Annotated in this window: 26 protein-coding genes and 1 pseudogene; 13 read left to right on the top strand and 14 right to left on the bottom strand. The window is 61.9% G+C overall.

Annotated elements, in window-relative coordinates; translation table 11 throughout:
* Positions 1-67 precede the first annotated feature (67 nt).
* Both AC1D1B_RS23070 and rpmG read left to right on the top strand, forming a co-directional pair.
* Positions 68-526 carry a YqfO family protein gene (locus tag AC1D1B_RS23070; RefSeq protein ID WP_477334679.1) on the top strand — a complete coding sequence of 153 codons (459 nt, stop codon included), beginning with the start codon at positions 68-70 and terminating at the stop codon, positions 524-526.
* A gap of 153 nt (positions 527-679) precedes the next feature.
* The gene (gene rpmG, locus AC1D1B_RS23065) at positions 680-847 is read left to right on the top strand and encodes a 50S ribosomal protein L33 (RefSeq protein ID WP_006201775.1); all 168 of its coding nucleotides are present in this window, start codon (positions 680-682) and stop codon (positions 845-847) included.
* Positions 848-1,253: 406 nt separating this feature from the next.
* Here rpmG and AC1D1B_RS23060 read toward each other — a convergent pair whose 3' ends face one another.
* Both AC1D1B_RS23060 and AC1D1B_RS23055 read right to left on the bottom strand, forming a co-directional pair.
* Positions 1,254-2,627 (bottom strand): PleD family two-component system response regulator, encoded by a 1,374-nt coding sequence (locus AC1D1B_RS23060; protein WP_477334678.1) that lies wholly within the window; start codon positions 2,625-2,627, stop codon positions 1,254-1,256.
* 33 nt (positions 2,628-2,660) lie between these two features.
* A complete protein-coding gene (locus AC1D1B_RS23055; RefSeq protein ID WP_023667574.1) occupies positions 2,661-3,032 on the bottom strand; it encodes a response regulator in 372 nt (123 codons plus the stop codon).
* 238 nt (positions 3,033-3,270) lie between these two features.
* Between AC1D1B_RS23055 and AC1D1B_RS23050 the strand changes: the two genes are divergently transcribed.
* A complete protein-coding gene (locus AC1D1B_RS23050) occupies positions 3,271-3,570 on the top strand; it encodes a DUF3572 domain-containing protein (protein ID WP_477334677.1) in 300 nt (99 codons plus the stop codon).
* Entirely contained in the window at positions 3,567-4,220 is a 654-nt protein-coding gene (locus AC1D1B_RS23045) for a hypothetical protein (protein ID WP_477334676.1), read from the top strand. Before AC1D1B_RS23050 ends, AC1D1B_RS23045 begins: the two co-directional genes overlap by 4 nt.
* Before the next feature lie 23 nt (positions 4,221-4,243).
* On the opposite strand, the gene AC1D1B_RS23040 is transcribed toward AC1D1B_RS23045, so the two are convergent.
* The 4 genes and pseudogenes from AC1D1B_RS23040 to AC1D1B_RS23025 all read right to left on the bottom strand — a co-directional run bounded on the left by AC1D1B_RS23040 (position 4,244) and on the right by AC1D1B_RS23025 (position 8,101).
* On the bottom strand, positions 4,244-5,764 hold the full coding sequence (locus AC1D1B_RS23040) for a hypothetical protein (RefSeq protein ID WP_477334675.1): 1,521 nt from the start codon (positions 5,762-5,764) through the stop codon (positions 4,244-4,246).
* A 94-nt stretch (positions 5,765-5,858) separates the two neighbouring features.
* Positions 5,859-5,933, bottom strand: a pseudogene (locus AC1D1B_RS23035) (GNAT family N-acetyltransferase); the annotation flags it as partial.
* Between the two features lie 9 nt (positions 5,934-5,942).
* On the bottom strand, positions 5,943-7,460 hold the full coding sequence (locus tag AC1D1B_RS23030; protein ID WP_477334674.1) for a hypothetical protein: 1,518 nt from the start codon (positions 7,458-7,460) through the stop codon (positions 5,943-5,945).
* Between the two features lie 65 nt (positions 7,461-7,525).
* On the bottom strand, positions 7,526-8,101 hold the full coding sequence (locus tag AC1D1B_RS23025; protein WP_477334673.1) for an N-acetyltransferase family protein: 576 nt from the start codon (positions 8,099-8,101) through the stop codon (positions 7,526-7,528).
* Between the two features lie 67 nt (positions 8,102-8,168).
* On the opposite strand from AC1D1B_RS23025, the gene AC1D1B_RS23020 reads away from it, so the two are divergent.
* Complete coding sequence (locus AC1D1B_RS23020) at positions 8,169-9,497, top strand: DNA polymerase IV (protein ID WP_477334672.1); 1,329 nt, start codon at positions 8,169-8,171, stop codon at positions 9,495-9,497.
* 6 nt (positions 9,498-9,503) lie between these two features.
* Here AC1D1B_RS23020 and AC1D1B_RS23015 read toward each other — a convergent pair whose 3' ends face one another.
* A complete protein-coding gene (locus AC1D1B_RS23015) occupies positions 9,504-10,007 on the bottom strand; it encodes a hypothetical protein (RefSeq protein WP_477334671.1) in 504 nt (167 codons plus the stop codon).
* A gap of 180 nt (positions 10,008-10,187) precedes the next feature.
* Positions 10,188-10,691: a hypothetical protein gene (locus AC1D1B_RS23010; protein ID WP_477334670.1), complete on the bottom strand. Its 504-nt coding sequence runs from the start codon at positions 10,689-10,691 to the stop codon at positions 10,188-10,190.
* Positions 10,692-10,895: 204 nt separating this feature from the next.
* Between AC1D1B_RS23010 and AC1D1B_RS23005 the strand changes: the two genes are divergently transcribed.
* Positions 10,896-11,777 carry a DMT family transporter gene (locus tag AC1D1B_RS23005; RefSeq protein ID WP_477334669.1) on the top strand — a complete coding sequence of 294 codons (882 nt, stop codon included), beginning with the start codon at positions 10,896-10,898 and terminating at the stop codon, positions 11,775-11,777.
* Positions 11,778-11,927: 150 nt separating this feature from the next.
* Here AC1D1B_RS23005 and AC1D1B_RS23000 read toward each other — a convergent pair whose 3' ends face one another.
* The 5 genes from AC1D1B_RS23000 to AC1D1B_RS22980 all read right to left on the bottom strand — a co-directional run bounded on the left by AC1D1B_RS23000 (position 11,928) and on the right by AC1D1B_RS22980 (position 19,620).
* Positions 11,928-12,728: a potassium channel family protein gene (locus AC1D1B_RS23000; RefSeq protein ID WP_477334668.1), complete on the bottom strand. Its 801-nt coding sequence runs from the start codon at positions 12,726-12,728 to the stop codon at positions 11,928-11,930.
* Between the two features lie 53 nt (positions 12,729-12,781).
* Complete coding sequence (locus tag AC1D1B_RS22995; protein WP_477334667.1) at positions 12,782-13,180, bottom strand: nuclear transport factor 2 family protein; 399 nt, start codon at positions 13,178-13,180, stop codon at positions 12,782-12,784.
* A 113-nt stretch (positions 13,181-13,293) separates the two neighbouring features.
* Entirely contained in the window at positions 13,294-13,665 is a 372-nt protein-coding gene (locus AC1D1B_RS22990; RefSeq protein ID WP_477334666.1) for a glyoxalase superfamily protein, read from the bottom strand.
* 154 nt (positions 13,666-13,819) lie between these two features.
* Positions 13,820-17,347 (bottom strand): DNA polymerase III subunit alpha, encoded by a 3,528-nt coding sequence (gene dnaE, locus AC1D1B_RS22985; protein ID WP_477334665.1) that lies wholly within the window; start codon positions 17,345-17,347, stop codon positions 13,820-13,822.
* 260 nt (positions 17,348-17,607) lie between these two features.
* On the bottom strand, positions 17,608-19,620 hold the full coding sequence (locus AC1D1B_RS22980) for an acetyl-CoA carboxylase biotin carboxylase subunit (RefSeq protein WP_477334664.1): 2,013 nt from the start codon (positions 19,618-19,620) through the stop codon (positions 17,608-17,610).
* A 239-nt stretch (positions 19,621-19,859) separates the two neighbouring features.
* On the opposite strand from AC1D1B_RS22980, the gene AC1D1B_RS22975 reads away from it, so the two are divergent.
* The 7 genes from AC1D1B_RS22975 (at position 19,860) to AC1D1B_RS22945 (ending at position 25,093) form a co-directional block, all read left to right on the top strand.
* Positions 19,860-20,987 carry an S-(hydroxymethyl)glutathione dehydrogenase/class III alcohol dehydrogenase gene (locus AC1D1B_RS22975; protein ID WP_477334663.1) on the top strand — a complete coding sequence of 376 codons (1,128 nt, stop codon included), beginning with the start codon at positions 19,860-19,862 and terminating at the stop codon, positions 20,985-20,987.
* 67 nt (positions 20,988-21,054) lie between these two features.
* Positions 21,055-21,624, top strand: coding sequence for an S-(hydroxymethyl)glutathione synthase (gene gfa, locus AC1D1B_RS22970; RefSeq protein WP_181061194.1), 570 nt, complete (start codon positions 21,055-21,057; stop codon positions 21,622-21,624).
* A 64-nt stretch (positions 21,625-21,688) separates the two neighbouring features.
* Complete coding sequence (locus AC1D1B_RS22965; protein ID WP_477334662.1) at positions 21,689-22,156, top strand: YaiI/YqxD family protein; 468 nt, start codon at positions 21,689-21,691, stop codon at positions 22,154-22,156.
* Positions 22,157-22,178: 22 nt separating this feature from the next.
* A complete protein-coding gene (locus AC1D1B_RS22960; RefSeq protein ID WP_477334661.1) occupies positions 22,179-22,865 on the top strand; it encodes a DUF1345 domain-containing protein in 687 nt (228 codons plus the stop codon).
* Positions 22,866-23,002: 137 nt separating this feature from the next.
* Positions 23,003-23,869, top strand: coding sequence for a cytochrome b/b6 domain-containing protein (locus tag AC1D1B_RS22955; protein WP_477334660.1), 867 nt, complete (start codon positions 23,003-23,005; stop codon positions 23,867-23,869).
* A gap of 1 nt (position 23,870) precedes the next feature.
* The gene (locus AC1D1B_RS22950; RefSeq protein WP_477334659.1) at positions 23,871-24,662 is read left to right on the top strand and encodes a molybdopterin-binding protein; all 792 of its coding nucleotides are present in this window, start codon (positions 23,871-23,873) and stop codon (positions 24,660-24,662) included.
* Complete coding sequence (locus AC1D1B_RS22945) at positions 24,662-25,093, top strand: GNAT family N-acetyltransferase (RefSeq protein WP_477334658.1); 432 nt, start codon at positions 24,662-24,664, stop codon at positions 25,091-25,093. Before AC1D1B_RS22950 ends, AC1D1B_RS22945 begins: the two co-directional genes overlap by 1 nt.
* Here AC1D1B_RS22945 and AC1D1B_RS22940 read toward each other — a convergent pair.
* Entirely contained in the window at positions 25,090-26,091 is a 1,002-nt protein-coding gene (locus AC1D1B_RS22940) for a hypothetical protein (RefSeq protein WP_477334657.1), read from the bottom strand. The genes AC1D1B_RS22945 and AC1D1B_RS22940 overlap by 4 nt on opposite strands.
* Between the last annotated feature and the right edge of the window lie 117 nt (positions 26,092-26,208).

Below are 26,208 nucleotides of genomic sequence, written 5' to 3'. Positions count from 1 at the left end.
ACAGAACCGTGTCAGGAGGCCTCAGCTAAAAGGGTGTCCCAAAACACCCGAGTTTGAGGATACGGCGATGATCGACAGCGGCTTTGAAACCACATCGTTACGCATGACGCTTCTGCTGCTTGTCAGCTTCCAGGCTCCGGCAGCCGATGTCGACCGCATCATGGACGCCGTGGTTGCGATCGCGCCGCTGGCGATGGGCAAATACGATCGCAACGCCTATCAAACGGCGCACGGCATCGAACGCTACAGGCCACTTGAAGGTGCTGCCGCAGGCGCAGAAACCGAATTGCGCCGCCGCCCCGGTACGGTCGAGGTCTCGTTCGAACTGCCCGATGACCAGTTGCTCGCCGCCCGCGTCGTCGAGGCGATTTTCCAGGCACATTCCTACCAGGAGCCGGTGATCCGCATCCAGCCCATCCTCGCCAGCCGCTCCAAGGGCCTGGACGATCGCGCCAATCCGAATCGCTGGTGGAACACCACCGGCGACTGGAAGAAAGTGGCTACGCCAGTCACGCAAACAGCGTGATTTCGGGCCGAAGAGCTGTCGCAGTGGTCACAGCCACCGCGCCGGGCTTGACTTTCCGGGCACGTTCTTTATGTGTCGCGCCAAGTTTCCCGCGTCCGGGTGTTTTCCCCCGCTCCAGCGGCCAAAACCCCACGAACATAACGGACTGATACAATGGCCAAAGCCGCAAACATCAAGATCAAGCTTCTGTCGACCGCCGACACCGGTTTCTTCTACGTGACCAGCAAGAACAGCCGTACCAAGACGGACAAGCTGTCGTTCCGCAAGTACGACCCGGTCGCCAAGAAGCACGTCGAGTTCAAGGAAACCAAGATCAAGTAATCTGGTTTTCATACGCTATGCAAAAACGCCGCCCTTTCGGGCGGCGTTTTGGTTTTCAAGCTGTGAAATACGTGAACCCTCCGCAGCTTGGCGCGGACTGTTCATGTCATTTTTGGCAAAAAGGGGGCCGGTCGGCGTATGGCAGCGGTACGAGGAGGCCACTATGTGCCAGCGCCGGCCGGCCGACCCCACGGACCCAGGAGATGCGGCGGACCTGAGCATCATGGGGTATCGGTCGGAGCGATGCGGCTGTCTACCCTCGTGCCCACATCGCCTTTGTTCTTGCGCTGCACATTTGCGCAACAACGCTGGAAAATCAATAGTTTCTTAACCAAGCCTCCCGAATCGCTTGGATTAAGGTAAATTCCTAACCCTGTCGGGTTGACTGGATAATCCGGCGTCGAGCCTACGCCGCCTTGGCGACAACGCGGTTGCGACCGCCGCTTTTGGCCTCGTAAAGCGCTACGTCGGCGCGCTTCATCAGCGCCGCGACCGTGTCCGCGCCGTTCAGCACCGACGACACGCCGACGCTGACCGTGACTTCGATCGTCTTGCCTTCTTGGCCGATGGCAAACGGCATCTGGGCGATTTCGGCGCGAATGCGCTCGGCAACCTTTTCCGCCACCGTTGCGTCCGTGTCCGGCATCACAACGACGAATTCCTCGCCGCCAAAGCGGCAGGCAAGATCGATGCCCCTGACATTTTTGCGCAGCCGCCGGGCGAATTCACGCAGCACATCGTCGCCGCCGTCATGGCCATGCGCGTCATTGACCGTCTTGAAGCGGTCGAGATCGGTGATCATCACCGACAGAGGCCGCCGCCGCGCCACGGCGCGGTCGAACAGCGTCTGCAGATGGCTGTCGAGGTAGCGGCGGTTGTGCAAGCCAGTCAGCCCGTCAGTCACCGCCATCTCGATGGTCTGGGTGACGCTGGCGCGCAACTGGTCGTTGTAGCGCTTGCGGCGCACCTGCGTGCGTAGCCTCGCCATCAGCTCGTGCTGGTCGATCGGCCGCATCAGATAGTCGTTGATGCCGAGTTCGAGGCCGCGGATGATGCGGCCCTCCTCGCCTTCTTCTGCAAGCAGGATGATCGGCAGGAAGCGGGTGCGGTCGAGCGAACGCAATTGCGAGCATAGCCGCAGCGGATCGAAGTCGGCGAAACCGGTCGAGATCAGCACGCACTCATACGGCGCCTCGGCGGCCTGGAAGAAGCCGGCATGCGGATCGGTGGCAATGTCGAGCTCGGCGCTGCCGCGCAGCATTTTCTGGATGCGCTCGAACGAGGATTTGCGCTCGTCGATCAACAGCACCCTCGGCGTCGCGTCCTCGGAGGTGAAGCTGCGGCTCAACAGCGCTTCGATGCCGATGTTGCGGGTGGTCGAGGCGCGCAGGCGCAGTTCGTCGGTCAGCGACTTCAGCCTGACCAGGCTTTTCACCCGCGTCATCAGCTGCAAATCGTTGACCGGCTTGGTCAGGAAATCGTCGGCGCCGGCCTCGAGGCCGCGCACCCGGTCCGAAACCTGGTCGAGCGCGGTGATCATGACCACCGGGATGTGCGACGTCGCCGGATCACTCTTCAACCGCTTGCAGACCTCGAACCCGTCCATGTCGGGCATCATCACGTCGAGCAGCACGACATCGACCTTGCCGTTTTCGCAGGTCTCGATCGCATCCGGCCCGTTGGAAGCCGTCAGCACCTCGAAATATTCGGCCAGCAGCCGAACTTCGAGCAGCCGGACATTGGCAGGGATGTCGTCGACGACGAGGATCCGCGCAGTCATTTCACAAGGCTCCGGCTGGAGTGGTTGCTGGCATCAGGCATCACCCAGATAGGATTTGATGGTTTCGATGAAACGCGGCACCGAGATCGGCTTGGAGATGTAGGCCTCACAGCCGCCCTGGCGAATGCGCTCCTCGTCGCCCTTCATGGCGAATGCGGTGACGGCAATCACCGGAATGGAATGGAGGTCGTCATCCTCCTTCAGCCATTTCGTCACTTCCAGGCCTGATACTTCCGGCAACTGGATATCCATCAGGATCAGGTCCGGCCGGTGCTGGCGCGCCAGATCGAGCGCCTCGAGGCCGTTGCGCGTGCGCACCGTCTCGTAACCGCTGGCTTCGATGAGGTCACGAAAGAGCTTCATATTGAGCTCATTGTCCTCGACGATCATCACCTTCTTAGGCATCGATTTCCCGTCCCGGCCGGGCTTCTACCCGAAGCCTGCCGTCATGCGCCCTTGCCCGAGCACACCAAACCCTCCTTCACTCTACGGCAATATGATTGACGAAACGGAAACCCGCAGCTGTAAAAGCCATTCGGATTCCACCTCGAAAACCACATTGGATTGGGGCGGTGGCTTGCCGCAAGCGACGCTTGCGATTACTGCGGAAAAGAGACTCATTTCCGCAAACCAGAAGGTAATGATGGCAAACGCAGCGTCAATGCGCGAGGAGGCGGAAACCATTGCCGTGAGGGCACTGGGCTTCGTCGCCGCGGACCCCGAACTCCTGCCGCGCTTCCTGGCCATAACCGGCATCGAGGCGTTCGCCATCCGGCGCGCCGCGGCCGAACCGGGGTTCCTTGCCGGCGTGCTGCAGTTCATCCTCGCCCACGAGCCGACCTTGCTGCGTTTTGCCGAGGAAACCGGCACACCGCCAGCCTCAGTCGGCAAGGCGTTGCGCGCGCTGCCGCTTGGCGGCGACGACCATGAGCACTCGATATGAGCGACGATCCCGAGACGGCACGCCAGATCGCCGAACTTGCAGCCGACGACCGGCCGCTGCTGATCCTCGACGTCGATGATGTCGTGCTCGAATTCATCCGGCCATTTCCGCATTTCCTGAAATCGCGCGGCTTTGGGCTCACACTGGCCTCCTTCCGCCTCACCGGCAACATCGCCGAAACGGCGAGCGGCCGGCTGATCGAACAGCCGGAGGTGACGGCACTGCTTGGCGATTTCTTCGACGCGCAGGCCGACTGGCAGAGCGTCACCGACGGCGCCGAACAAGCGCTTGCCAGTCTCGACGGCCGCGCCGAGATCGTGCTTTTGACCGCCATGCCGCACCGCCATCGCGCGGCGCGCCGCGCTCATCTCGACGCGCTCGGGCTGCCATATCCGCTGTTGACCACCGAAATGGCCAAGGGCCCGGCTGTGGCCAAGTTGCGCGGTAGCAAAGGCCGGCCGGTGGCCTTTGTCGACGACCAGCCGTCCAATCTCATCTCGGCGCGCAATTCGGTCGCTGACGCCCATCTCTTCCATCTGATGGCCGACAACTCGCTGCGCGCCTTCATGCCGCCGGTGCCCGACGACATCATCTCCGTCGAGGACTGGCGCGATGCCGTGCCGAAGATCGCCAGCGCGCTCGGGCTCTGACCCAAGCTCCACAAGCCTGATGATCAGGGCTGCAGCTTCGCCCCTGCCCCACCGCTATTACCCTCGCCGGGGCTAGCATCCTGATCGTCTTCGACGACCGGATCGGGGCCCTTCAGCATGGCGCCGTTGACCGTCACCGACCCATCGTGCCTGGCGTTGATCACCCATTCGATACGGCCATCTGGCAGCGTCTTGGCAAATCCCTTGATGGCCAGCGCGCCGGTAAAAGCCTGCGAGGCCTGCGGGTCGGTCTTCGCCGCCTCCTGCAGGCTTGCCACGATCTTGTCGTAGCCGGTGACGTCGATGGTCACATCAGCATCCGGCTTCTTACCGGGGAAGGTCATTTCGCCTTCCATCGCGATCACGATACTGTCGTTCCTGACCGTGCTGTGCCCGAGAACGAATTTTGGTGTCTTGGCCAGGAAATCTGCGGAGATCTCATCGCCGAAATCCGCCGGCAGGGGCGGATCCTTGCTGAAATCGAGCGTTTCGATGGCTTTCCTCGCCATGCTGTCTAGATCGATGTTGGCGCCGCCGAAGTTCAGGTCGATATTGGTCGGCAACAAGGCGACGCTCCAAACCGGCAGCATTTGATGTGGCACGGTCAGGCTGGAGGCCTTGATGGCGTAGTTGATCTTGCCGTCTTTGGCGATGCCGTCCATGCCGACTGCGGTGCTCAGTTGCGCCGCACCGAACTTGCCGACCGGGCTCTCCACCTCAAAATCCTTGAAGCCATAGGTGCCATCGATCCGCTCCCACAGCGGCAGTGCGGCTGTCAGAAGCGACTTGAACTCCACTTCATTCGCCTTGAGCTTGGCCTCGTCGTCGGTGGCCGCGATGAAAGCAAACAGGTCGAGCAACGCCTTTGTCCGCAAACCCTTGCCGGTCGCATCCACGGAAAGTTCCGGCGCTTTTACAGCCAGTGGCAAACTCAGCCCTTTTTCGGGATCGTTGACTTTGACCGTTTCGACGAAGTTCGTCAGCTTTTCCGACGCCGTGAAATCGATGCCGCCATCCGCGGATTTGGTCGAAGCTAATGTTGCGGTGCCAGAGCCGATCCTGACGTTTGCCTGTTGCTTGGTCTCCCGGATCGCCATCGTCATGCCGCCTATCGAGACGTTTGCGCTCGCGAAAGCGGCCAGATCGGGGTCATAAACTCCATTGAATTTATGGTCCGATATCGAGACATCGACGTGCTGCGGCCCTTCAGGACCAACGAAATCAAAGGATCCCTTTGGAGACACCTCCATCGAAACGTCCCACCGAGCGTCCTCGCGTGGCTTGACCAGCATGGCGTAAGGCGTGAGCTCGAACTTGAAGGCCTGCTGCGTTGCCAGCATTTCCGCCAACGGCTTGAAGTCGAACGCAAGCTTGTAGGCATCGCCTTCGACGGAGACTTTTACAAATCCAATGTCGAACGGTTTCTTGCCGAAATAGTGCGCCAGATTGTCGGTGAGCTGCTTCGCGCCCTGGCTGTCCACCGTCTGGCCAAACGCCGGTGCGCTGCAGGCAAGAAGCAAAACAAATGGCAATACGCGCTTCATATCGATCCTCCACTCTATTGCGGCCGTCAAAACCGTTTCTGCCACTGGTAGGGAAATACCATCACAGCCGCAAGACAAGACCCTGCATTACGGGCTATAGCACCAGCCGCATCAGCGGCCGGCCGGCCTTGCGTTCAACAAGCCGCTCGAAGCCGGCCTTTTCGAATACCGCAAGCGCTCAGGGTTTCAGCTTCGCCCCTGCCCCGCCTCCATCCGGAACGGTCGCTTTGCTCGGATCGAAAATGGAGATATCCTGCACGGCATCGGCCGGCTTCAACATGGCGCCGTTGACGATGATTGAGCCGTCAGCCTTGGCGTCGATCACCCACTCCAGTCGGCCATCGGGCAACGTTTTGGCAAACCCTTTGACAGCGAGTGTGGCCGGGAAAATCTCTGCAGCCTGCGGGTCAGTCTTGGCGGCGGCTTGAACAGCCTGCACGATCTTGTCGTAGCCCGCGACGTCCACCGTCACCGTCGCATCCGGTTTCATGCCCGGGAACGTCATCTCGCCTTCCATCGTCACTTCGACGCTGCCGTTCTTCACTGTACTATGCCCGAGCACGATCTTCGGGTTGTTCGCCATGAAATCGGCGGCCAAGGCATTGCCAAACTCGTCCGACAGCGGCGGATCCTTATTGAGATCAAAAGCTTCGATCGCTTTTTTCGCCATCGTATCGAGATCTATGTTGGCGCCTCCGACGTTCAATTCGAGATCGGTGGGCAGCATGGCGACGCTCCAGCCTGGTACAAGTTGCGGGGGAACGGTCAGCCCCGCCGCCTTGATGCTGTAGTCGATCTTTCCATCGTTGGAGATGCCGCCGATGCTAGTCATTACACTGAAATCTCTGAGCCCAAAATCACCCCGTGCCGTTGCAAAGGTCACGCCCTCGAAGCGATAGGACTCTTCCAGCCGCTCCCACAGGGGCAATGCACTTGTCAGCAGTGATTTGAGCTCGGCCTGATTTGCCTTCAGTGTGGCTTCGTCCTGGTTGGCGACGGCAAAACCGAGAAGATCGAGCAACGCCTTCGTGCGCACGCCATTCCCGGTAATCTTGGCCGACACCCGAGGTGACTTCATCGTGAACGGCACTTTCAGTCCCGTCTCATCTTGGTCAACCATGGCCGTTTCGACGAAATCAGCGATCGTCTGCGTCACGGCAAAATCAACGCCGCCGCCTGCGGATTTGCCAGCAGCCAAGATCGACGTTCCGGCGCCGACGCTGAGGTCCATAGGCTCCTTGGGATCTCTGGACGCCACTTGCATGCCGGCCATCGAGCCCGCCCCGCTGGTGAAAGCTGCCAATCCCGGATCGTAGATGCCGCTAAAAGCGGAGCCGGAAACGGAGAACCGCGCCCCGTGCGGCCCCTCGACGTCGACGAAGGCGTTGGGCGTTAGATCTGACGACACGCTCCAGCTTCCGTCGTTGCGCGGTTTGACCAGAATCGCAAATGGCGCGAGGTTGAATGTCAGAGGGTCCTTGCTAGGATTTGCCCTAAGCACTGCATTGAAGTCGAGGGCTATCCGATATGCATCGCCGTCGGCCGAAATCTTCAGAATGCCGCTGTCGAGCGCCTTCTTGCCAATGTAACGCGACAGATTATCCGACAGCTGCCTTGCACCTTGACTGTCGACAGCCTGCCCCCAGGCTGGCGTACCGATTGCGAGCAGCAAAACAAATGGCAAAACACGCTTCATCTTGACCCCCATTTTGAACGCAAAAACGCTTCAAGCATTGATAGTAAGGTACCATCACAACCACACTACAGCACCAGCCGCATCAGCGGCCGGCCGGCCTTGCGTTCGACAAGCCGCTCGAAGCCGGCCTTTTCAAACACACGCGACGAGCCGACGAACAGACCGATCGAACGCGAATCGCGCGATACATCGATCGGACAGGCCTCGACCAGCCGCGCTTTGTTCTGGCGGGCAAAGGCGATGCCGCCTTCGACCAGACGATGGCTTATGCCCCTGCCGCGCGCACTGGCGCGGATGAAGAAGCAGGAGATCGCCCAGACACCGGAATCGCTGGCGTCGGACGGATCGACCGGGGCCGAGCCCCTGCCCCGATTGTTCCATTCGGGCACGTCGGCGCGCGGACCGATCTGCATCCAGCCGACCGCCACGCCGTCCTCGAAAGCCAAAAGCCCCGGCGGCGGCCCAGCCTCGATACGCGCCTTGATAAGATCTTTGTTGCGCTGCTTGTCGCTGGCGCGCCGCGCCGCCGGCGCCTGCCGGAAATACGTGCACCAGCAGCCGTAACAGGCGCCCTGCTTGCCGAAAAGGTCCTCGAAATCCGCCCACAATTCGGGCGCCAGCGGCGCTATGGTCGTGCTCATGAGTTCTCTCCCGGCTAACCGCTTGTGGCGGCTTCCGTCCTGACGTACCATTGCATCTGTTCTCTTTATGTTCGCAGCGATGGCGGCCCCTGTCAACAATCCCGAGCACGGTTTTTGCCGCGACTGCCTGACCCTTCAGCGCAGCGATGTCAGACGCTGCGAGCGCTGCGGCAGCCCCCGGCTTGCCCGTCATCCCGAACTCTACCGGCTGCATCTTGCCCATATCGATTGCGACGCCTTCTATGCGGCGATCGAAAAGCGCGACAATCCGGCGCTGAAGGATAAGCCGCTAATCATCGGCGGCGGCAAGCGCGGCGTCGTCTCCACCGCCTGCTACATCGCCCGCATCAAGGGCGTGCGCTCGGCAATGCCGATGTTCAAGGCGCTTGAAGCCTGTCCGGAAGCGGTCGTCATCCCGCCCAACATGGAAAAATATGTCCGCGTCGGCCGCGAAGTGCGCGCGTTTATGCAGGCGCTGACACCGCTGGTCGAGCCCCTCTCCATCGACGAGGCGTTTCTCGATCTTGCCGGCACCGAGCGCCTGCACGGCATGCCGCCGGCAGTGGTGCTGGCGCGCTTTGCGCTGACCATCGAAAAGGAGATCGGCATCACCGTTTCGGCCGGCCTCTCCTACTGTAAGTTCCTGGCCAAGGTCGCCTCCGATTTCCGCAAGCCGCGCGGCTTTTCGGTGATCGGCGAGGCCGAGGTGCTGGGTTTCCTGGCCGAACAGCCGGTGACAATGATCTGGGGCGTTGGCAAGGCCTTTGCCGCCACGCTGGAGCGCGACGGCATCCGCACCATCGCCCAGTTGCAGCGCATGGAGCGCGCCGATCTGATGCGCCGCTATGGCGTGATGGGCACCCGGCTCTACCACCTGTCGCGCGGCCAGGACGACCGCCGTGTCGATCCTGACCAGGATGCAAAAAGCGTCTCGGCCGAAACCACTTTCGACACCGATATAGCTGAAATGGACGAACTGGTTCCGGTGCTGAGGGGGTTGTCTGAAAAGGTCTCGGCCAGGCTGAAGAAGTCAGGCATTGCCGGACGCACCGTGGTGCTGAAGCTGAAGTCCCAGGATTTCAAGCTGCGCACCCGCAACCGCCAGCTCGGCGACCCGACAAGGCTGGCCGACCGCATTTTTCAGACCGGGCTTGAGCTCCTGCGCAAGGAGGCGGACGGTACAAAGTACCGGCTGCTCGGCATCGGGGTCAGCGATCTCTCCGATGACGAGAAGGCCGATCCGCCCGATCTGGTCGACGTCGGCTCACGCAAGCGGGCCATGGCCGAAAGCGCCATCGACACGCTGCGCGACAAGTTCGGCAAGAAGGCGGTGGAAACCGGCTATACCTTCGGCAAGGGCCGCAACGCCAACCCGCCCGAGCCGATCGAGGAGTAATACGGCTTAGATGCGCTGCAGATCGATGCGGCTTGTCACCACGCTCTTGCCGGTTTTTGGATCGACGTCGGTAACGGTCAACCGCATTCCGTCGCCGCTGGTTTTCTCGACCGTCAATCGCGCCTTGCGGTCGCCATTGACCTCCGTCGCCCAGCTAATACCGAGATTGATCGCGTTACCCGAGCGGCTGCCGGCGAGTTGCGCAGGACCGGTGCGCGATCCGACATAGACGCCGGTGTATTTCGCCCCGCTGGCCTTCAGATCAGCGCTGATCGCGCGCGTCACCACGACAAGCCCTCGGCAGCGACCATCCAACGACAATGAGGTCGAGGTCGCATCGGAATTGAAGGTGCAGGACACATTCAACGTCGGTGCGTCGGTGGTGACCTTGACAGTTCCCTGTCCGGCAAAATTTCCCTGGAACGAGCGCAGGAAATCAGCCTCGTCGGCACGTGCGTCCGTCGCAGCCATCAAGCAACCGGCAAGGACAAAGCATGCAAGTGATTTCATCATACTCTCCCCCGAAACATGTTGGACATGCCGCGCGTCCAGCAGAAGCCGGCACCACGCAGACTTAGAACGCCTGCCCGCACAACGGGTTCCGCTTTCGATATGATTGTCTTTGACGCCGCCCTGCCCAAGGGCTGGCCCGTTCGAATGCGTCGGCTAGCGGTTGCGACGGAAACAAACTTAGGTGCGATTGAGATCGATGCGGCTTGTCACCACCGTCTTGCCGGTGTTGGGATCGACATCGGTCACGGTCAGGCGCATGGCGTCGGCGCCGATCTTTTCGACTATCATCTGGGCGTCGCGATCGCCATTGACGATCTTTGCCCAACGGATGTCGAGGTTGATCGCGTCGCCGGTGCGGCTGCCGCTGAGTGCCGCCGGTCCACTTCTGGAACCGACATAGGTGCCGCTGTAGGTCGCTGCGCTGATCGTCAGGTCGGCGCGGATTTCGCGCGTCATGATCATCATGGCGCGGCAGGTGCCGTCCAGCGAGAGCGAGGTATCCGTCGTATCCGATTTGAAGGTGCAGGAAATGTTCATGACTGGCGAATTCGTCCTGATCCTGACTGTTCCTTTGCCGGCAAATTCTCCTTGCAGCGAGCGCAGAAAGCTCGCTTCGTCGGCATGTGCCGCCGTCGCTGACAGCAGGCAGACGGCAATCAGCAACCCGACGACTGATTTCATCCAGAATCCCCTCTCGCGATCACAAAAGCGCGGGCCACTCCACAGGGATGGCCTAAATGTCGACTCGAAACGAGTGCCCCGCCAGCAGATTCCGCCTTCGACGTGACCGTTTTTTTACAACCGTTTTCGACATCGCCCCGCTGGCCCAGTCGAATGCTTCGACTAACGGTTGCGGCGCGGCCGCGGTCTTGCGACATAGCGCCCATGGTCCCTGCTCCCTCGATCCCCAAAGCCGCTTTCTGGATGGCGCTGTCGATCGCCTCGTTCCTGGCGATGTCGGTCGCCGGCCGCGCCACGACCGCGGAGCTCAACGTCTTCCAGGTGTTGGAACTGCGCTCGGTGATCGGCTTTTTCATCCTGTTGCCGCTGGTGATGATGAGCGGTGGTTTCGCCGCGATGCGCACGCAGCGCCCGCTTGCCCATATCGCTCGCAACGTCATCCACTATACCGGCCAGGCGGCCTGGCTCTATGCGCTGACGCTGATCCCGCTTGCGGTGCTGATCTCGATCGAATTCACCACGCCGATCTGGACCGCGATCCTGGCCGTCAGCTTCCTTGGCGAAAAACTGTCGCGGCCAAGGCTGGCGGCGATCGTGCTCGGTTTGATCGGCGTGGTGGTCATCGTGCGCCCCGGCGTCGGCTCGATGGATCCGGGCCACCTCGTCGTTCTCGGCGCCGCGGTTTGCTTCGGCATCTCGCTGGTGCTGGTCAAATCACTGACACGCACCGACAGCGTCGTGCGCATCATCTTCTGGATGCTGGTCATCCAGTCGGCGGTCGGCCTCGTGCCGGCGCTTTATGAATGGCGCAATCCCTCGCTGGCGCTCTGGCCGTGGATTTTCGTCATCGCCTTCACCGGCATGTCATCGCATTTCTGCCTGGCCCGCGCGCTGGTCTATGCCGACGCCACGATCATCTCGCCGATGGATTTCCTGCGTGTGCCGCTGTCGGCGCTGGTCGGCTGGCTGCTCTACAGCGAGCAGATCGACATCTTCACCGCCGGCGGCGCCGCGCTGATCCTGATGGGCAATCTGCTCAACCTGCAGCGCAAAGGTCCAAAACCGGCCGAAGTGGCGGCGTCGTAGCCCTGCCGCCTAGGTGTGTTGAGATTCAGGTCAGGCCGAGCCGAAAATGGTGGCTTCTGAGAACCGGAGCGGAGCGTACTTAAGTACGTGAGCACCGGAAGCGCAGGAAGCCGGCGTTTGCAGGCCGGCATCACCTGAATATCGGCACACCTAGTTTCCCTCGTCAGGTATGTTGAGCAGGTGGCCACAGGCCTTGCAATGAACGGCATCCGGCTCGTGCCGCTGCAGGCCGCAGTGCGGACAGGGAAAGAACACTTTGGCGGGGCGGAAGATCGCCGTCGCCAGCCTGACGAACAGCGATATTCCGATGATCATGGTGACGATGGCGGTCAGCTTGCCGGCGACCCCCGGCAGGACGATGTCGCCGAAACCGGTCGTCGTCACTGTGGCAACGGTGAAATAAAGCGCATCGACATAGTTTTCGAGGCCGGCGCCGGTGCGGAAGAAGAAGGTGTAGACGAAGCCTGTGATGACGAACAGGAACGTCAAAAGGTTGATAACCGCGTGGCTCGCCTCGCGCCAAGGCCTCAGTCCGCGCATCTCGAAATGCCGCCACAACGACCCGCTGCGCGACAGCGACCACAGCCGCAGGATGCGCAGGAACGCCAGGTTTGCAAGTGCGGTCGGCATCAGCAGCGTCAAAAGGATGAAGACATCGACCCAGGATGTCGGCTGTTTCATCAGCCGCAGCATGTCGTTGGAGGCCAAGAGCCGGGCCGCCATGTCCGCGGCAACCAGGGCCGCCACGGAGTAATCGAGCCAGAGAAAGGACGGCTTGTCTTGCAAGACCGGCGTAGCGATGAAGAAGGCAATGATGGCGAGGTCGATGATAACCACCGCCAGTTGAAACCGAAACGCCGCCGGCGTGCGCCCGTGATAGAGCTTGCGCAGCCTGTCACGCAGCCGCGCCATCGCTGAGCTTTGCTGTAGGCCGTCCTTGTCCGCTTTCATGACAAAGTGCCTAGCGGCCGCAGCCGGAACCGTCTAGTGGCGGCCGGCAATCCTCAGCCTTCCACCACTTTGCCGTCAGGCCCGACAAGGCGCCATGCCGAGGCGGTATCATAGACGAACCGCTCCTCGGCGATCCGGTCGCCGCGCCAGCGCTGCAGGGCGACCTCTTCCAGCCGCCGCACGGTGCCTGTCTTGTCGATACGGTCGAACGTCCAGCGGATGGCGACATGGTCGCCATCGACCAGGAATGTTTGGACCGGATGCGTGTGCATCCTCTCGATCCGGTCGAGCGCGGCCTGCTCATGCGCCATCAGCGTTTCGATGCCGCGCCTCGGGACGCCGAGATTCTCCTGCATGGTCGCATCGTCATGGTAGAAGTCGGCGATCGCCTTGACATGGCTGCCTTCGACCACCTCCTTGAGGAAGGCTTCAACGCGTTCGCGGCTGGGCATGATTGTGCGTTCCTTTGAAGTTCGTGCTCAACGCATGTGGTTCAAAGGAGCTTCACTTCAACTGCGCGGGGCACGCTGGCCCTATCGCCTACAATGTCAGGCCCAGAACAAAGTCACTTCGCGATGCGCTGGCCGACATCGATGCGATTGCCGTCGGGATCCTCGAAGACGAAGGCGCGCAAGCCATAGTCATGATCGCGCAAACCTTTGACGATGCGAAGGCCGTGCGCCTTGCAGGCGTCATGCATGGCATCGACGTCTCCGACCATCATATGGGCGACGTTGAAATGCACGGCGCGGTGATCCTTCTGCAAGGTCAGATGCAGTTCGGCGTCATCGCGTTCCAGAATCATGAAGCCGACCGGGTCGCCATTCTCGAATGTCTTGGAAAAGCCGAGCACGCCGCAATAGAAGGCGGTGGCCCTTCGCATGTCAGCGACAGGCAGCATGGCGGCAACACGGCCGAAACGGATAGGGTTGGTCATCGTAACCTCGACGTTTTTGGAACCCACGCCTGCCCCGTGGACGGTGCCACGTCAGCAATTCCGGTTCCTGATTATCGGTTCGATGAGACGGTGCCCACGCGTCGGAAGCTATAGACGATCTTCGTGTCGGTAAACGGGTTTTCCCGAAAATCAGCTAGACCAATTCCACCTCGACCACACCCGGCACGGCGCGCATGGCGGACGCGATCTGCGGCGAGATGCGGTAGCGATTGGGCAGTTCGATCTCGACCTCGCCCTGCGCCTCTTCTTTGATGACGATAATGCTTACCTGACTTTCCCCACGCTGGGTAAGCTGCGATTGAATCGCCGAAGCAGGCCCGTCATTTCGAACAAAGATGCGCAGCGCCTTCTGGATGCGACTGGCCTCGTCCTCCAGCGACTGCACGGTCTGGATGCGCAGATTGACGCCTTCGGGCCGGTCTTCGGCCGAAACGGTGATCACCACCGAACGGCCGGGCTCGAGCAGGTCGCGATATTGCGCCAGCCCCTCTGAAAACAGCACGGCTTCATACTGGCCCGACGTGTCGGAAAAGGCGATGACGCCCATCTTGTTGCCGGTGCGGGTCTTGCGCTCCTGCTTGGTGGTGACGGTGCCGGCGAGCCGCCCGGCCGCAGCACCGCGCTTGACCGCGGCCGAGAACTCGCCCCAGTTCTGCACCCGCATCTTCTGCAGCGCCGCCTTGTATTCGTCGAGCGGATGCGCCGAGAGATAGAAGCCGACGACCTGGAATTCGCGGTGCAGCCGGTCGGCGGCAAGCCACGGATCGGTCTGCGGCAAATTGAGCGCCTGCGACTGCGCGCCAAGTGAAGCGCCGAAGATGTCGTGCTGGCCAGAGATGGCATTCTGCTGCGCCAGCGAGGCCAGCCCCATCATCCGCTCGACGCCGGCCATCATCTGGGCACGGTCATGGCCGAAGCAGTCGAGCGCACCGGCCATGATCAGGCTTTCGAACACGCGTTTGCCGACAATCTTCGGGTCGACCCGCTCGCAGAAATCGGCGAGGTTCTTGAACGGCTTTTCGCCGCGCATCGCAACGATGTGCTCGACCGCCGCGTCGCCAACCCCCTTCAGCGCGGCAAGCGAATAGTAGATGCGGTTCTCGCCGACCTCGAAATTGCGGAAGCTGGTCATCACCGACGGCGCCACCACCTCGATGCCGAGGCGCAGTGCATCCTGGCGGAAATCGGCGAGCTTGTCGGTGTTGCCCATGTCGAGCGTCATCGACGCCGCCAGGAATTCGACCGGATAATGCGCCTTGAGAAAGGCGGTCTGGTAGGAAACCACGGCGTAAGCCGCGGCATGCGATTTGTTGAAGCCGTAGTCGGCGAATTTGGCCAAAAGGTCGAAGATGAAGTCGGCCTGCGGCTTGCCGACGCCGCGCTCGACGGCGCCGGAGACGAAGCGCTCGCGCTGCTTGTCCATCTCGGCGCGGATCTTCTTGCCCATGGCGCGGCGCAGAAGATCGGCTTCGCCGAGCGAATAGCCGGACAGCTCCTGCGCGATCTGCATCACCTGTTCCTGGTAGACGATGACGCCTTGCGTCTCCTTCACCAGATGGTCGATCTTGGGATGGATCGAGGCCATCTCCTCCTCGCCGTGCTTTCTGGCGTTGTAGGTCGGAATGTTCTCCATCGGGCCCGGACGATAGAGCGCCACCAGCGCGATAATGTCCTCGATGCAGTCGGGCCGCATGCCGATCAGCGCCTTGCGCATGCCGGCGCTTTCCACCTGGAACACGCCGACCACTTCGCCGCGCGACAACATGGCGTAAGTGTCGGGATCGTCGAGCGGGATCGTCGCCAGGTCGATCTCGATGCCGCGCCGGCGGATCAGCTTCACCGCCGTCTCCAGCACCGTCAGCGTCTTCAGGCCGAGGAAGTCGAACTTCACCAGCCCGGCCTGCTCGACATATTTCATGTTGAACTGGGTGACCGGCATGTCCGAGCGCGGATCGCGGTACATTGGCACCAGCTCCGACAAAGGCCTGTCACCGATGACGATGCCCGCGGCATGCGTCGAGGCGTGGCGGTAAAGCCCTTCCAGCTTCTGCGCCATATCGAGCAGCGTCTGCACGATCGGCTCCTTCTCGGCCTCTTCGGCAAAGCGCGGCTCATTGGCGATGGCGTCCGCCAGCTTTACCGGATTGGCCGGGTTCTGCGGCACCATTTTGGACAGCTTGTCGACCTGGCCGTAAGGCATCTGCAGCACGCGGCCAACGTCGCGCAGCACGGCGCGCGCCTGCAGCGTACCGAAGGTGATGATCTGCCCCACCTGGTCGCGGCCGTATTTCTGCTGGACGTAGCGGATGACCTCTTCGCGCCGGTCCTGGCAGAAATCGATGTCGAAGTCGGGCATCGACACGCGGTCGGGATTGAGGAAGCGCTCGAACAGCAGCGAGAAGCGCAACGGGTCGATGTCGGTGATGGTTGTCGAATATGCAACCAGCGATCCCGCGCCCGAACCGCGGCCCGGCCCGACCGGAATGCCTTGCGCCTTCGCCCATTTGATGAAGTCGGCGACGATCAGGAAGTAGCCGGGGAATTTCATCTTCTCGATGATGGAGAGTTCGAAATCGAGCCGCTCGCGATACTGCTCGACCGTGTAGCCGGCAGTGGGTCCATGCGCCGCCAGCCGCGCCTCCAGCCCCTCTTGGGCCTGGCGCCGCAGTTCGTCGGCCTCGGCCTTCAGCGCCACCTCATTGTCGGCGACATCGCCGCCGGTAAAGCGCGGCAGGATCGGGTTGCGGTTCTTGGGATAGTAGGAGCAGCGCAGTGCGATCTCGACGGTGTTGTCGATCGCCTCCGGCAGATCGGCGAACAACCTTGCCATATCGGCCTGGCTGCGCAGGAAATTGTCCGATGTCAGCCGGCGGCGGTTGTCGGCGGCGACAACCGAGCCTTCGGCAATGGCGATCAGCGCATCATGCGCGTCATAATCGTCGCGGGCGGAAAAGAAGGCCTCATTGGTGGCGACCAGCGGCAGGTCATGGATATAGGCGAGATCGACCGATGATTTTTCGATGGCGCGGTCATAGCCGGAAACCCGGTCCAGCTCGACATAGAGCCGGTCGCCAAACAGCGCCTTGAGCGCCAGCAGCCGTGTTTCGGCAAGATCGCGGCGGTCCTCTTTCAGCGCCCGGCCGATCGGCCCGCGCGGCCCGCCGCTGAGGCAGATCAGGCCATCGCTATGGCCTTCCAGCATTGCTGACGTCAGATGCACGGGCTCGCCCGGCGGCGTTTCCAGATAGACCTGGCTGACCAACCTGACCAGATTGCTATAGCCGGCCTCGGTGGCGGCGAGCAGCACCACGGCGTGCATCTCTGGCCCATGGCGGCGGCGGTCGCGCTGCGCATCGCTGGTCTCGCCGGAAAAGGCGAGATCGATCTGGCAGCCGATGATCGGCTGGATACCCTCCTTCACCGCTTTCTGGGCAAATTCCAGCGCGCCGAACAGATTGTTGGTGTCGGTGACGGCGATGGCCGGGCACTCGTCCTTGACGGCATGACCGACAACGGCGGCGACCTGCAAGGCGCCTTCGAGCAGCGAATACGCTGAATGCACGCGCAGGTGGATGAACGGCCGCGCCGGTGTCTCCGGGCGCGCAGCAGCGATCGCTGCTTCGCGCTTCAGGGGATCGCGTGGAAGTTTGTCATCCGCCATAATTTCTCGCGCTGCCTAGGGCTTTGAGTCGATGGAGATGTATTGTCCGGGACCGGGCGATACCAGTCCAGCACAAACGGTCCCCGACCACAGCATTCCATACCTGCCGACTCGGCTCAGAGATTGTTTCGAAATTCGCTCTGGCGAGTCATATGGTGGTGGTTTCGAGAACCGGAGCGCAGCGGACATTTGGGTCCGTGAGCACCGGAAGCGCAGAAAACGCCTTCAGATGGCCGCCAGAGTAGAATTTCCAAACAATCTCAGGCGAATTCCATGATCACCGCATCCACGGCCAGGCTGTCGCCCGGCTTGGCGTTGAGCTTCGACACAACAAGATCACGGTCGGCGCGCAGCACGTTTTCCATCTTCATCGCCTCGACCACGGCCAGCGTCTCGCCGGCCTTGACCTCCTGCCCCTCGGCAACCGCTATCGACACAACCAGCCCCGGCATCGGGCAAAGCAGCATCTTGGACGTGTCGGGCGCCACTTTCTCCGGCATCAGCCGTTCGAGCTCCGCCGTGCGTGGCAGCATGGCGCGCGCCGTCACCGACATGCCTTTCCAGGCGATGCGCAAGCCATTCGGCAGCGGCCTGATCTGCGCTGTGACCTTGCGGGCACCAACCGTGCCGCGCCAGATCAGATCGCCCGGCCGCCAGTCGGAAGTCACCGTCAGCGCCTTGCCGCCGTCGACCGACAGGTCGATTTCCATCGGGATGGAGATCATGCCTTCGAGGATCGCAGCCTCGAGATAGTCCTCGCCGATCTTCACCACCCAGTCGCGCTTGAGCGCGCCTGAATGCGGCGCCAGCCGCCCGCCCAGCCGATCGAGCCGGTCGCGGCGCAAAAGCTCCACGGCCGTGGCGATCGCCGCCAGCACCGCCTTTTCGTCATCGTCCGGAACGATCGGCGCGAAACCGTCAGGATATTCCTCCGCGATAAAGCCTGTCGATATCCGCCCTTCGCGCCAGCGCGGGTGCTGCATCAGAGCCGCCAGGAAGGGGATGTTGTGCTCGATGCCGTCGACGATGAAACTGTCCAATGCCTCCGACATCGCATCGATGGCCGCGAGACGCGTCGGCGCCCAGGTACAAAGCTTTGCCACCATCGGGTCATAGAACATCGAAATCTCGGAGCCTTCGGTGACGCCGGTGTCGTTGCGGATGACGACGTCGCCGAACGTGCCCTCCTCCGGCGGCCGGTAACGCGTCAGCCGGCCGATCGACGGCAGGAAGTTGCGGTAGGGATCCTCGGCGTAGAGCCGGCTTTCCACCGCCCAGCCGTTCAGCTTCACGTCGCTCTGCTTGATACCAAGCTTCTCGCCCGCGGCGACGCGGATCATCTGCTCAACCAGATCGATGCCGGTAATGAGCTCCGTCACCGGATGCTCGACCTGCAATCTCGTATTCATTTCAAGGAAGTAGAAGTTCTTTTCAGCATCGACGATGAACTCGACGGTGCCGGCGCTCTGATAGTCGACCGCCTTGGCCAGCGCCACGGCCTGCTCGCCCATCGCCTTCCTGGTTTTGGCATCGAGGAAGGGCGACGGAGCCTCTTCGGCGACCTTCTGGTTGCGGCGCTGGATCGAGCATTCGCGCTCACCGAGATAGAGCGCGGTGCCATGCGCGTCGGCCAGCACCTGGATTTCGATGTGGCGCGGATCGACCACGAATTTTTCGATGAACACGCGGTCGTCGCCGAACGAGCTTTTCGCCTCCGAGCGCGCTCGATCGAAGCCGTCGCGCACCTCGGACTGGCTCCAGGCGATGCGCATGCCCTTGCCGCCGCCACCGGCCGAAGCCTTGATCATCACGGGATAGCCGATCTCGCCGGCGATCTTCTCCGCATGGTCGGCATTCTCGATGACGCCGAGCCAGCCGGGCACCGTCGAAACCTTGGCCGCGTTGGCGAACTTCTTCGATTCGATCTTGTCACCCATCGCCTTGATCGCCTTGGGCTTTGGGCCGATGAAGACAATGCCTTCCGCCTCCAGCGCTTCGCAGAAGGCGGCCCGCTCCGACAGAAAGCCGTAGCCGGGATGCACGGCCTGAGCCCCCGTCTCCTTGCAGGCGGCGATGATCTTCTCAGGCAGCAGATAGCTCTGTGCGGCAGGCGACGGCCCGATATGCACGGCTTCGTCGGCCATTTCGACATGCACGGCGTCGCGATCGGCGTCGGAATAAACCGCTACAGTGGCGATGCCCATCTTGCGCGCCGTCTTGATGACGCGGCAAGCGATCTCGCCGCGATTGGCGATCAGGATTTTCGTGAACATCGAAGGCGTTTCCTCGGGTCTTTCGTCCTTCTTATGGGCTTCGGCAGCCGGGCTCAAGCACCGCCCGGCCGCGCACCCATCAAGACACTTCCGGCACGCCAGGCCCGTGCCGCGAGACAAAGGTCGGGATCGCCGACGACTGGGCCAAGATTTGCGCCATATTTGGTCGCCAAATCGGGTTGAAACAGTATAAAAATCCTGAAAGCCTGAAGACCAATCGCCTTGGGAGGAACTGCCTGATGAAAACGCGCGCCGCTGTCGCTGTTGCTGCCGGAAAGCCGCTGGAGATCATGGAGGTCGACCTCGACGGACCGCGCGAGGGCGAGGTGCTGGTCGAGATCATGGCGACCGGCATCTGCCACACCGACGAATTCACTTTGTCGGGCGCCGATCCCGAAGGCCTGTTCCCGGCGATCCTCGGCCATGAGGGCGCCGGCGTCGTCGTCGATGTCGGCAAGGGCGTCACCTCGGTCAAGAAGGGTGACCACGTCATCCCGCTCTATACGCCGGAATGCCGGCAGTGCCCGTCCTGCCTGTCCAGGAAAACCAACCTGTGCACCGCTATCCGCGCCACGCAGGGCCAAGGCCTGATGCCGGACGGCTCGTCGCGCTTCTCGATCGGCAAGGACAAGATCTTCCACTATATGGGCTGCTCGACCTTCTCCAATTTTACGGTCTTGCCTGAGATCGCCGTCGCAAAAGTCAATCCCGACGCGCCGTTCGACAAGATCTGCTACATCGGCTGCGGCGTCACCACCGGCATCGGTGCCGTCATCAACACCGCCAAGGTCGAGCAAGGCGCGACCGCTGTCGTCTTCGGTCTCGGCGGCATCGGCCTCAACGTCATCCAGGGCCTGAAGCTTGCCGGCGCCGACATGATCATCGGCGTCGATTTGAACAACGACAAGAAGGAATGGGGCGAGCGCTTCGGCATGACGCATTTCGTCAATCCGAAGGAGATCGACGGCGATATCGTTCCGCACCTGGTCAACATGACCAAGCGCGGCGCCGACCAGATCGGTGGCGCCGACTACACATTCGACTGCACCGGCAATACCAAGGTGATGCGCCAGGCGCTGGAAGCCTCGCATCGCGGCTGGGGCAAGTCGGTGGTCATCGGCGTCGCCGGTGCTGGCCAGGAGATCTCAACGCGGCCGTTCCAGCTGGTCACCGGCCGCAGCTGGATGGGCACCGCCTTCGGCGGCGCGCGCGGCCGCACCGATGTGCCAAAAATCGTCGACTGGTACATGGACGGCAAGATCCAGATCGACCCGATGATCACCCATTTGCTGAAGCTGGAGGACATCAACAAGGGTTTTGATCTCATGCATGAGGGCAAGTCGATCCGAAGCGTGGTCGTTTACTAGGAGAAGAAAGCCGCCGACCGAAGGGCCAGCGACTGAAGTTGCACGGGTTCAACAAGGGAGGAAGACAATGCCTGAGAAACTACATCCGAAAATCGACAATGGCTTGCCCAGGGAGAGCGCCAGCTTTGCCGGCGGCACGTTGGTCTGCGCCTGCACCAGCAAGCCGGTCAAGGTGAAGGTCAAGGGTCAGATCGCCCACAACCATGCCTGCGGCTGCACCAAATGCTGGAAGCCTGACGGCGCGGTGTTCTCGGTCGTGGCGGTCGCCGGCACCGGCGATGTCACCGTCACCGAAAACGGCGACAAGCTGAAGGTGGTCGATCCCTCGGCGACGATCCTGCGCCATGCCTGCACCGGCTGCGGCGTCCACATGCACGGACCGGTCGAGCGCGACCATCCGTTCAAGGGTCTGTCCTTCATCCATCCCGAGCGTTTCGAGGAAGACGGCTGGTCGCCGCCGGGCTTCACCGCCTTCGTCTCGTCGATCATCGAATCCGGTGTCGACCCCAAGCGGATGGACGGTATTCGCGCGCAGTTGAAATCGATCGGGCTCGAACCCTATGACTGCCTGAACCCCGGTCTGATGGACTATATGGCCACCTGGACGGCGAAGAAGTCGGGCGCCCTGCCAGCCTGACAGGCCAAGATTTCTGGCATGGGGCCGGGTAACATGCCGGCCCCATGTTCGTTTTGGAGAGACAATGCCCGCACCCGCCATCTACGTCGACGCCGACGCCTGCCCGGTGAAGGCCGAGGTTGAAAAGGTCGCCGAGCGCCATGGCGTCGCCGTTACTTACGTCTCCAATGGCGGCCTGCGTCCCTCACGTGATCCGATGATCCGCAACGTCGTCGTCTCCAAAGGTGCCGACGCCGCCGACGACTGGATTGTCGACAACGCAAAATCCAACGACATCGTGATCACCGCCGACATCCCGCTTGCCGCCCGCGCCGTGGCGCTCGGCGCCTATGTGCTCGGCCCCACCGGGCGGCCGTTCACGCCCGAAACCATCGGCATGGCTGTGGCAATGCGCGATTTGAAGCAGCATTTGCGGGAGACCGGCGAGAGCAAGGGTTACAATGCCAGCTTTGCGCCGCAGGACCGTTCGCGCTTCCTGAACGAGCTCGACCGCATCTTGCGGCGAGCGCTGAAATCCGTCACACCGGGCTAGAAACGGCACCAGGGGCCGGACTATGGCGACAGATATCCCCGTCACGAACCCGCTGCACCGGCACAAGCAATTTCTGGTGTCGGCCTGCGTCGGTCTGCCGGCGTTGATTATCGCGCTGATCGCGGGCTTGCCGCTTGCCTATTCCGTCTCGGTCGCTGCCGACGCCTTCTTCTTCGTCTTCATCGCACTCGTCCTCGCCAAGATGCCGCTGCTGTCCGGCCGCTATCTCAGCAAGAATGCGCGCGAGGTCGACCTGCCAGTGCTGGGCATCTTTGCCATCACGCTCGGTGTCGTCAGCATCGCCATCGTCCTTTTGTTCCTGCTGATCAACCATAGGGATCGCGACCCGATCGAACTCGGTATCGCCATGCTGTCGATCCCGCTGGGCTGGTTCACCATCCACTGCCTGGCGGCACTTCACTATGCTCATGTCTACTGGATGGACGGCGACGCGATCGATGCCGAGACCAAGAAGAAGATGCCGATCGGCGGCCTCGATTTCCCCGGCAGCAAACGGCCGGAGGGCTGGGATTTCCTCTACTTCGCGACGGTGATCGGCATGACCGCGCAGACCGCCGACACGGCGATCACAACGTCACATATGCGCCGCGTCGTGCTTGTCCATTCGATCCTGTCGTTCTTCTTCAACACGGTCATCGTCGCTGCCGTCGTCAATCTCGCGGTCAGCCTCGGCAATCCGTCCCCGTGACAAAACCGTGCCCGTAATAAAAACGTGATCGTATGAAACATCGCTTTCGATAGCGACGTATTGGGAGGACAAGGACGAGCGCGGCCACGCCAGGATCGCGCGAGCCGGAAGGCGAGGAAAAGATGGAAACCATTGCCATGAGCCAGGCCATCGCCGAAGCGGATACCACCGCGCCGAAGGATACGACGCTGATCTACCGGCAATCGCGCTGGACGCGTCTGACGCACTGGCTGTGGGCCATCTCGCTGTTCTTCATGTTGTTGTCCGGCCTGCAGATCTTCAACGCCCGCCCGCAGCTTTACATCGGCAAGCAATCCGGCTTCGGCTACAACAACACCGTCTTTGCCATCGGCGCCGAAAACACCGCCACCGGCCCACGCGGCTATACCGAAATCTTCGGCCATCGCTTCGACACCACCGGTGTGCTCGGCTGGTCCGGCCCCGCCGGCCAGGAAACCTCGCGCGGCTTTCCGTCCTGGGCGACCATCCCGTCTTACTACGATCTCGGCACCGCCCGCGTCGTGCATTTCTTCTTCGCCTGGATACTGACCACCACACTGGTGGTCTGGCTTGTCGCCAGTCTCATCAACGGCCATCTGCGCCGCGATCTGGCGCCGCGCCTGGACGATCTCAAGCGCCTGCCGCAGGACATCGTCGACCACGCCAAGCTCAGGTTTCACCACACCCGTGAATACAACACGCTGCAGAAAATGGCTTACGGCGGCGTGCTGTTCGTGCTGTTGCCGCTGATGATCATCACCGGCCTTGCCATGTCGCCGAGCATGAACTCGGTGCTGCCCTGGCTCAATGAACTGCTCGGCGGAAGGCAGACAGCGCGCACCATCCATTTCACGGTGATGGTGCTGCTGGTCGGCTTCTTCATCATCCATATCGTGATGATCCTCGCTGCCGGCCCCATCAACGAACTGCGCTCGATCATCACGGGCTGGTACCGCACCGACCCTCCCGCACATGACGACAAGCCCGCCGAGAGGAGCATCTGACATGGCCAAATTCCAGATCAGCCGCAGAAAATTCCTGACTTCGGCCAGCCTCGGCGTTTCCGGCATCATGCTGTCGGGCTGCGATGCGTTCGACAGCCAGCTTGGCATGGGCGATGGCCTGCGCAGTTTCCTCGAAAATGCCAATGGCCTGACCTATCGGGCTCAGCGGCTGCTGGCCGGCCGCGATGCGCTGGCGCCGGAATTTTCCGAGGCCGACATCCGCCAGCCGCAGCGGCCGAACGGCGTCACCGCGCCAGACGACGATACCTACAAGGGCCTGCTCGCCAACAATTTCGCCGACTGGCGGCTGGAGGTGACGGGTCTGGTCGAAAAGCCGCTGTCGCTCAGCCGCGAGCAGCTGCAGAACATGCCGAGCCGCACCCAGATCACCCGGCACGATTGCGTCGAGGGCTGGAGCTGCATCGCCAAATGGACCGGCACACCGCTGTCGCTGGTGCTCGACCAGGCGGTGGTCAAGCCTGAGGCTCGCTACGTCATGTTCCATTGCCTGGATACGATCGACCGCAGCCTCTCAGGCGAGGTCAAATACTACGGCACCATCGACCTGATCGATGCCCGCCACCCGCAGACGATCCTCGCCTATGGCCTGAACGGCAAGCCGCTACCGGTTGAAAACGGCGCGCCGCTGCGCGTGCGTGTCGAGCGCCAGCTCGGCTACAAGATGCCGAAATATCTCTACAAGATCGAGCTCGTCGACAGCTTTGCCAATGTCGGCGGCGGCCGAGGCGGCTACTGGGAAGACAATGGCTATGACTGGTATGGCGGGATTTGATGGCAGCTCGCCTGCAGCCCGCCCACGACCTGTCGCCCACCGAACTGGATACTCTCGAGGAACGTCTGCACGAAGACAATCGTCGCCTCACAAACCGCGACGATGACCGGCAGCTGGCCTTTGTCCTCCGCAACGAGGCGGGAAACGCAATCGGCGTTGCCGCCGGCTATTCCTGGGCAGGCACGTCCGAACTCACATTGATGTGGATTGAAGAGACCCATCGAGGTCGCGGCTACGCAAGGCAGTTGCTCGACGCGTTTGTTGCCGAGGCCGCCAGCCGCGGTGTACGCAAGATCTGGGTCTCCAGCCATGACTTCCAGGCGCCAAGCCTATATGAAAAGGCCGGCTTCGAACGCATGGCCGAACTCGCGGACTGGCCCGAAGGCCACTCCAACATCATCCTCTGCAAAACGATAGCAGGTACGACTTAGGCAACCTTGTCGAGCAGCGGCTTCAGCGCCGGATGGATCTCCGGCGAGGCGTGCTTGATCAGCGTCAGCAGCGCACGCTCATTGTCGTGCAATGGCCGGCCGGCGCCGATGCGTTCGGCCAGCCATTTCGCCTCGCCGGCGTCTATCGTTTCGGCGCGGCGGCCGAGCGCTTCGGCGGCGCGGTTCTTCGATTCCCACTCGGCCTCGATATCACCGGGTGAACGGTAGGCTTCCATGATGCCGGCGAGCCCGCCCGACACCATGCGCCCGAAGAAGCCGCCGATCTCGGGTTCTGACTGTTCGAAAAAGGCATCCCGGCGCAGCGCCACATCGCGCGTTGGCGCTTCGTAGCCGGCCGAACACATGACGAAATTGGCGATCGCCTTGACAAACAGCTCGTTCCAGGACGGATCATTGTCTGCCGCGGAAGTCTGCTCGTTGATCCTGAACAGCACCTCGGCCTCGGCGCGGGTGATGGCGATGTTACCGTCGCCGCCATAGGCATAAAGGATGCAGCGCAACAGCTCGACCTCGGCCTTGGCGACCAGCCCAGGAACCAGCGCGCCGCCGAGCATCAGCGGCCCCTTGCCGTCGACCACCGCGTGGGCGACCTGCTCCAGCGCATAGGCGGAGAGCCGGCCGGGCGACGATTTCGCCCGCTCCAGCACATGCACCAGCAGCTCCAGCTCGGTCAGGCTGTCGACCATGCCGTCGCGCGAGATGGTGCTGATCAACCAGTCTGCATTGTCTTCAGAGATATAGCCCGCCGGCTTTTCCTGGTGGACGATATAGTCGGTGACGGCCTCGACGAAGAATTCCGGCCATTCCGGGCATTTGTCCTTGGCCGTGGCATCGAGCGCGAACAGCGCTTCGGCCTCACCGCGCGTCACCACGCCGTCGGCGAACACTTCTCGACGCAGCATGACGACGTCTTCCACCATGATGCGGTCTTTTGAGGCCAGCCCCGCCACCGGCGCGCTCCCGATCCGTTCGCCCATCTGTCAGTCCCCGTCCGCCGTGCCCAACGCAATTGCCGGCCAAGCTATCAGCATTGTCTTGAAAAACCGGCAAACGGCGTGGTTAGCGAAGACTTGTCAGGAAGATGTCGCGGGCAG

It is taken from the genome of Mesorhizobium sp. P2_C5_2 (assembly GCF_056404535.1).
This window is presented reverse-complemented; position numbering and strand designations above follow the sequence as displayed.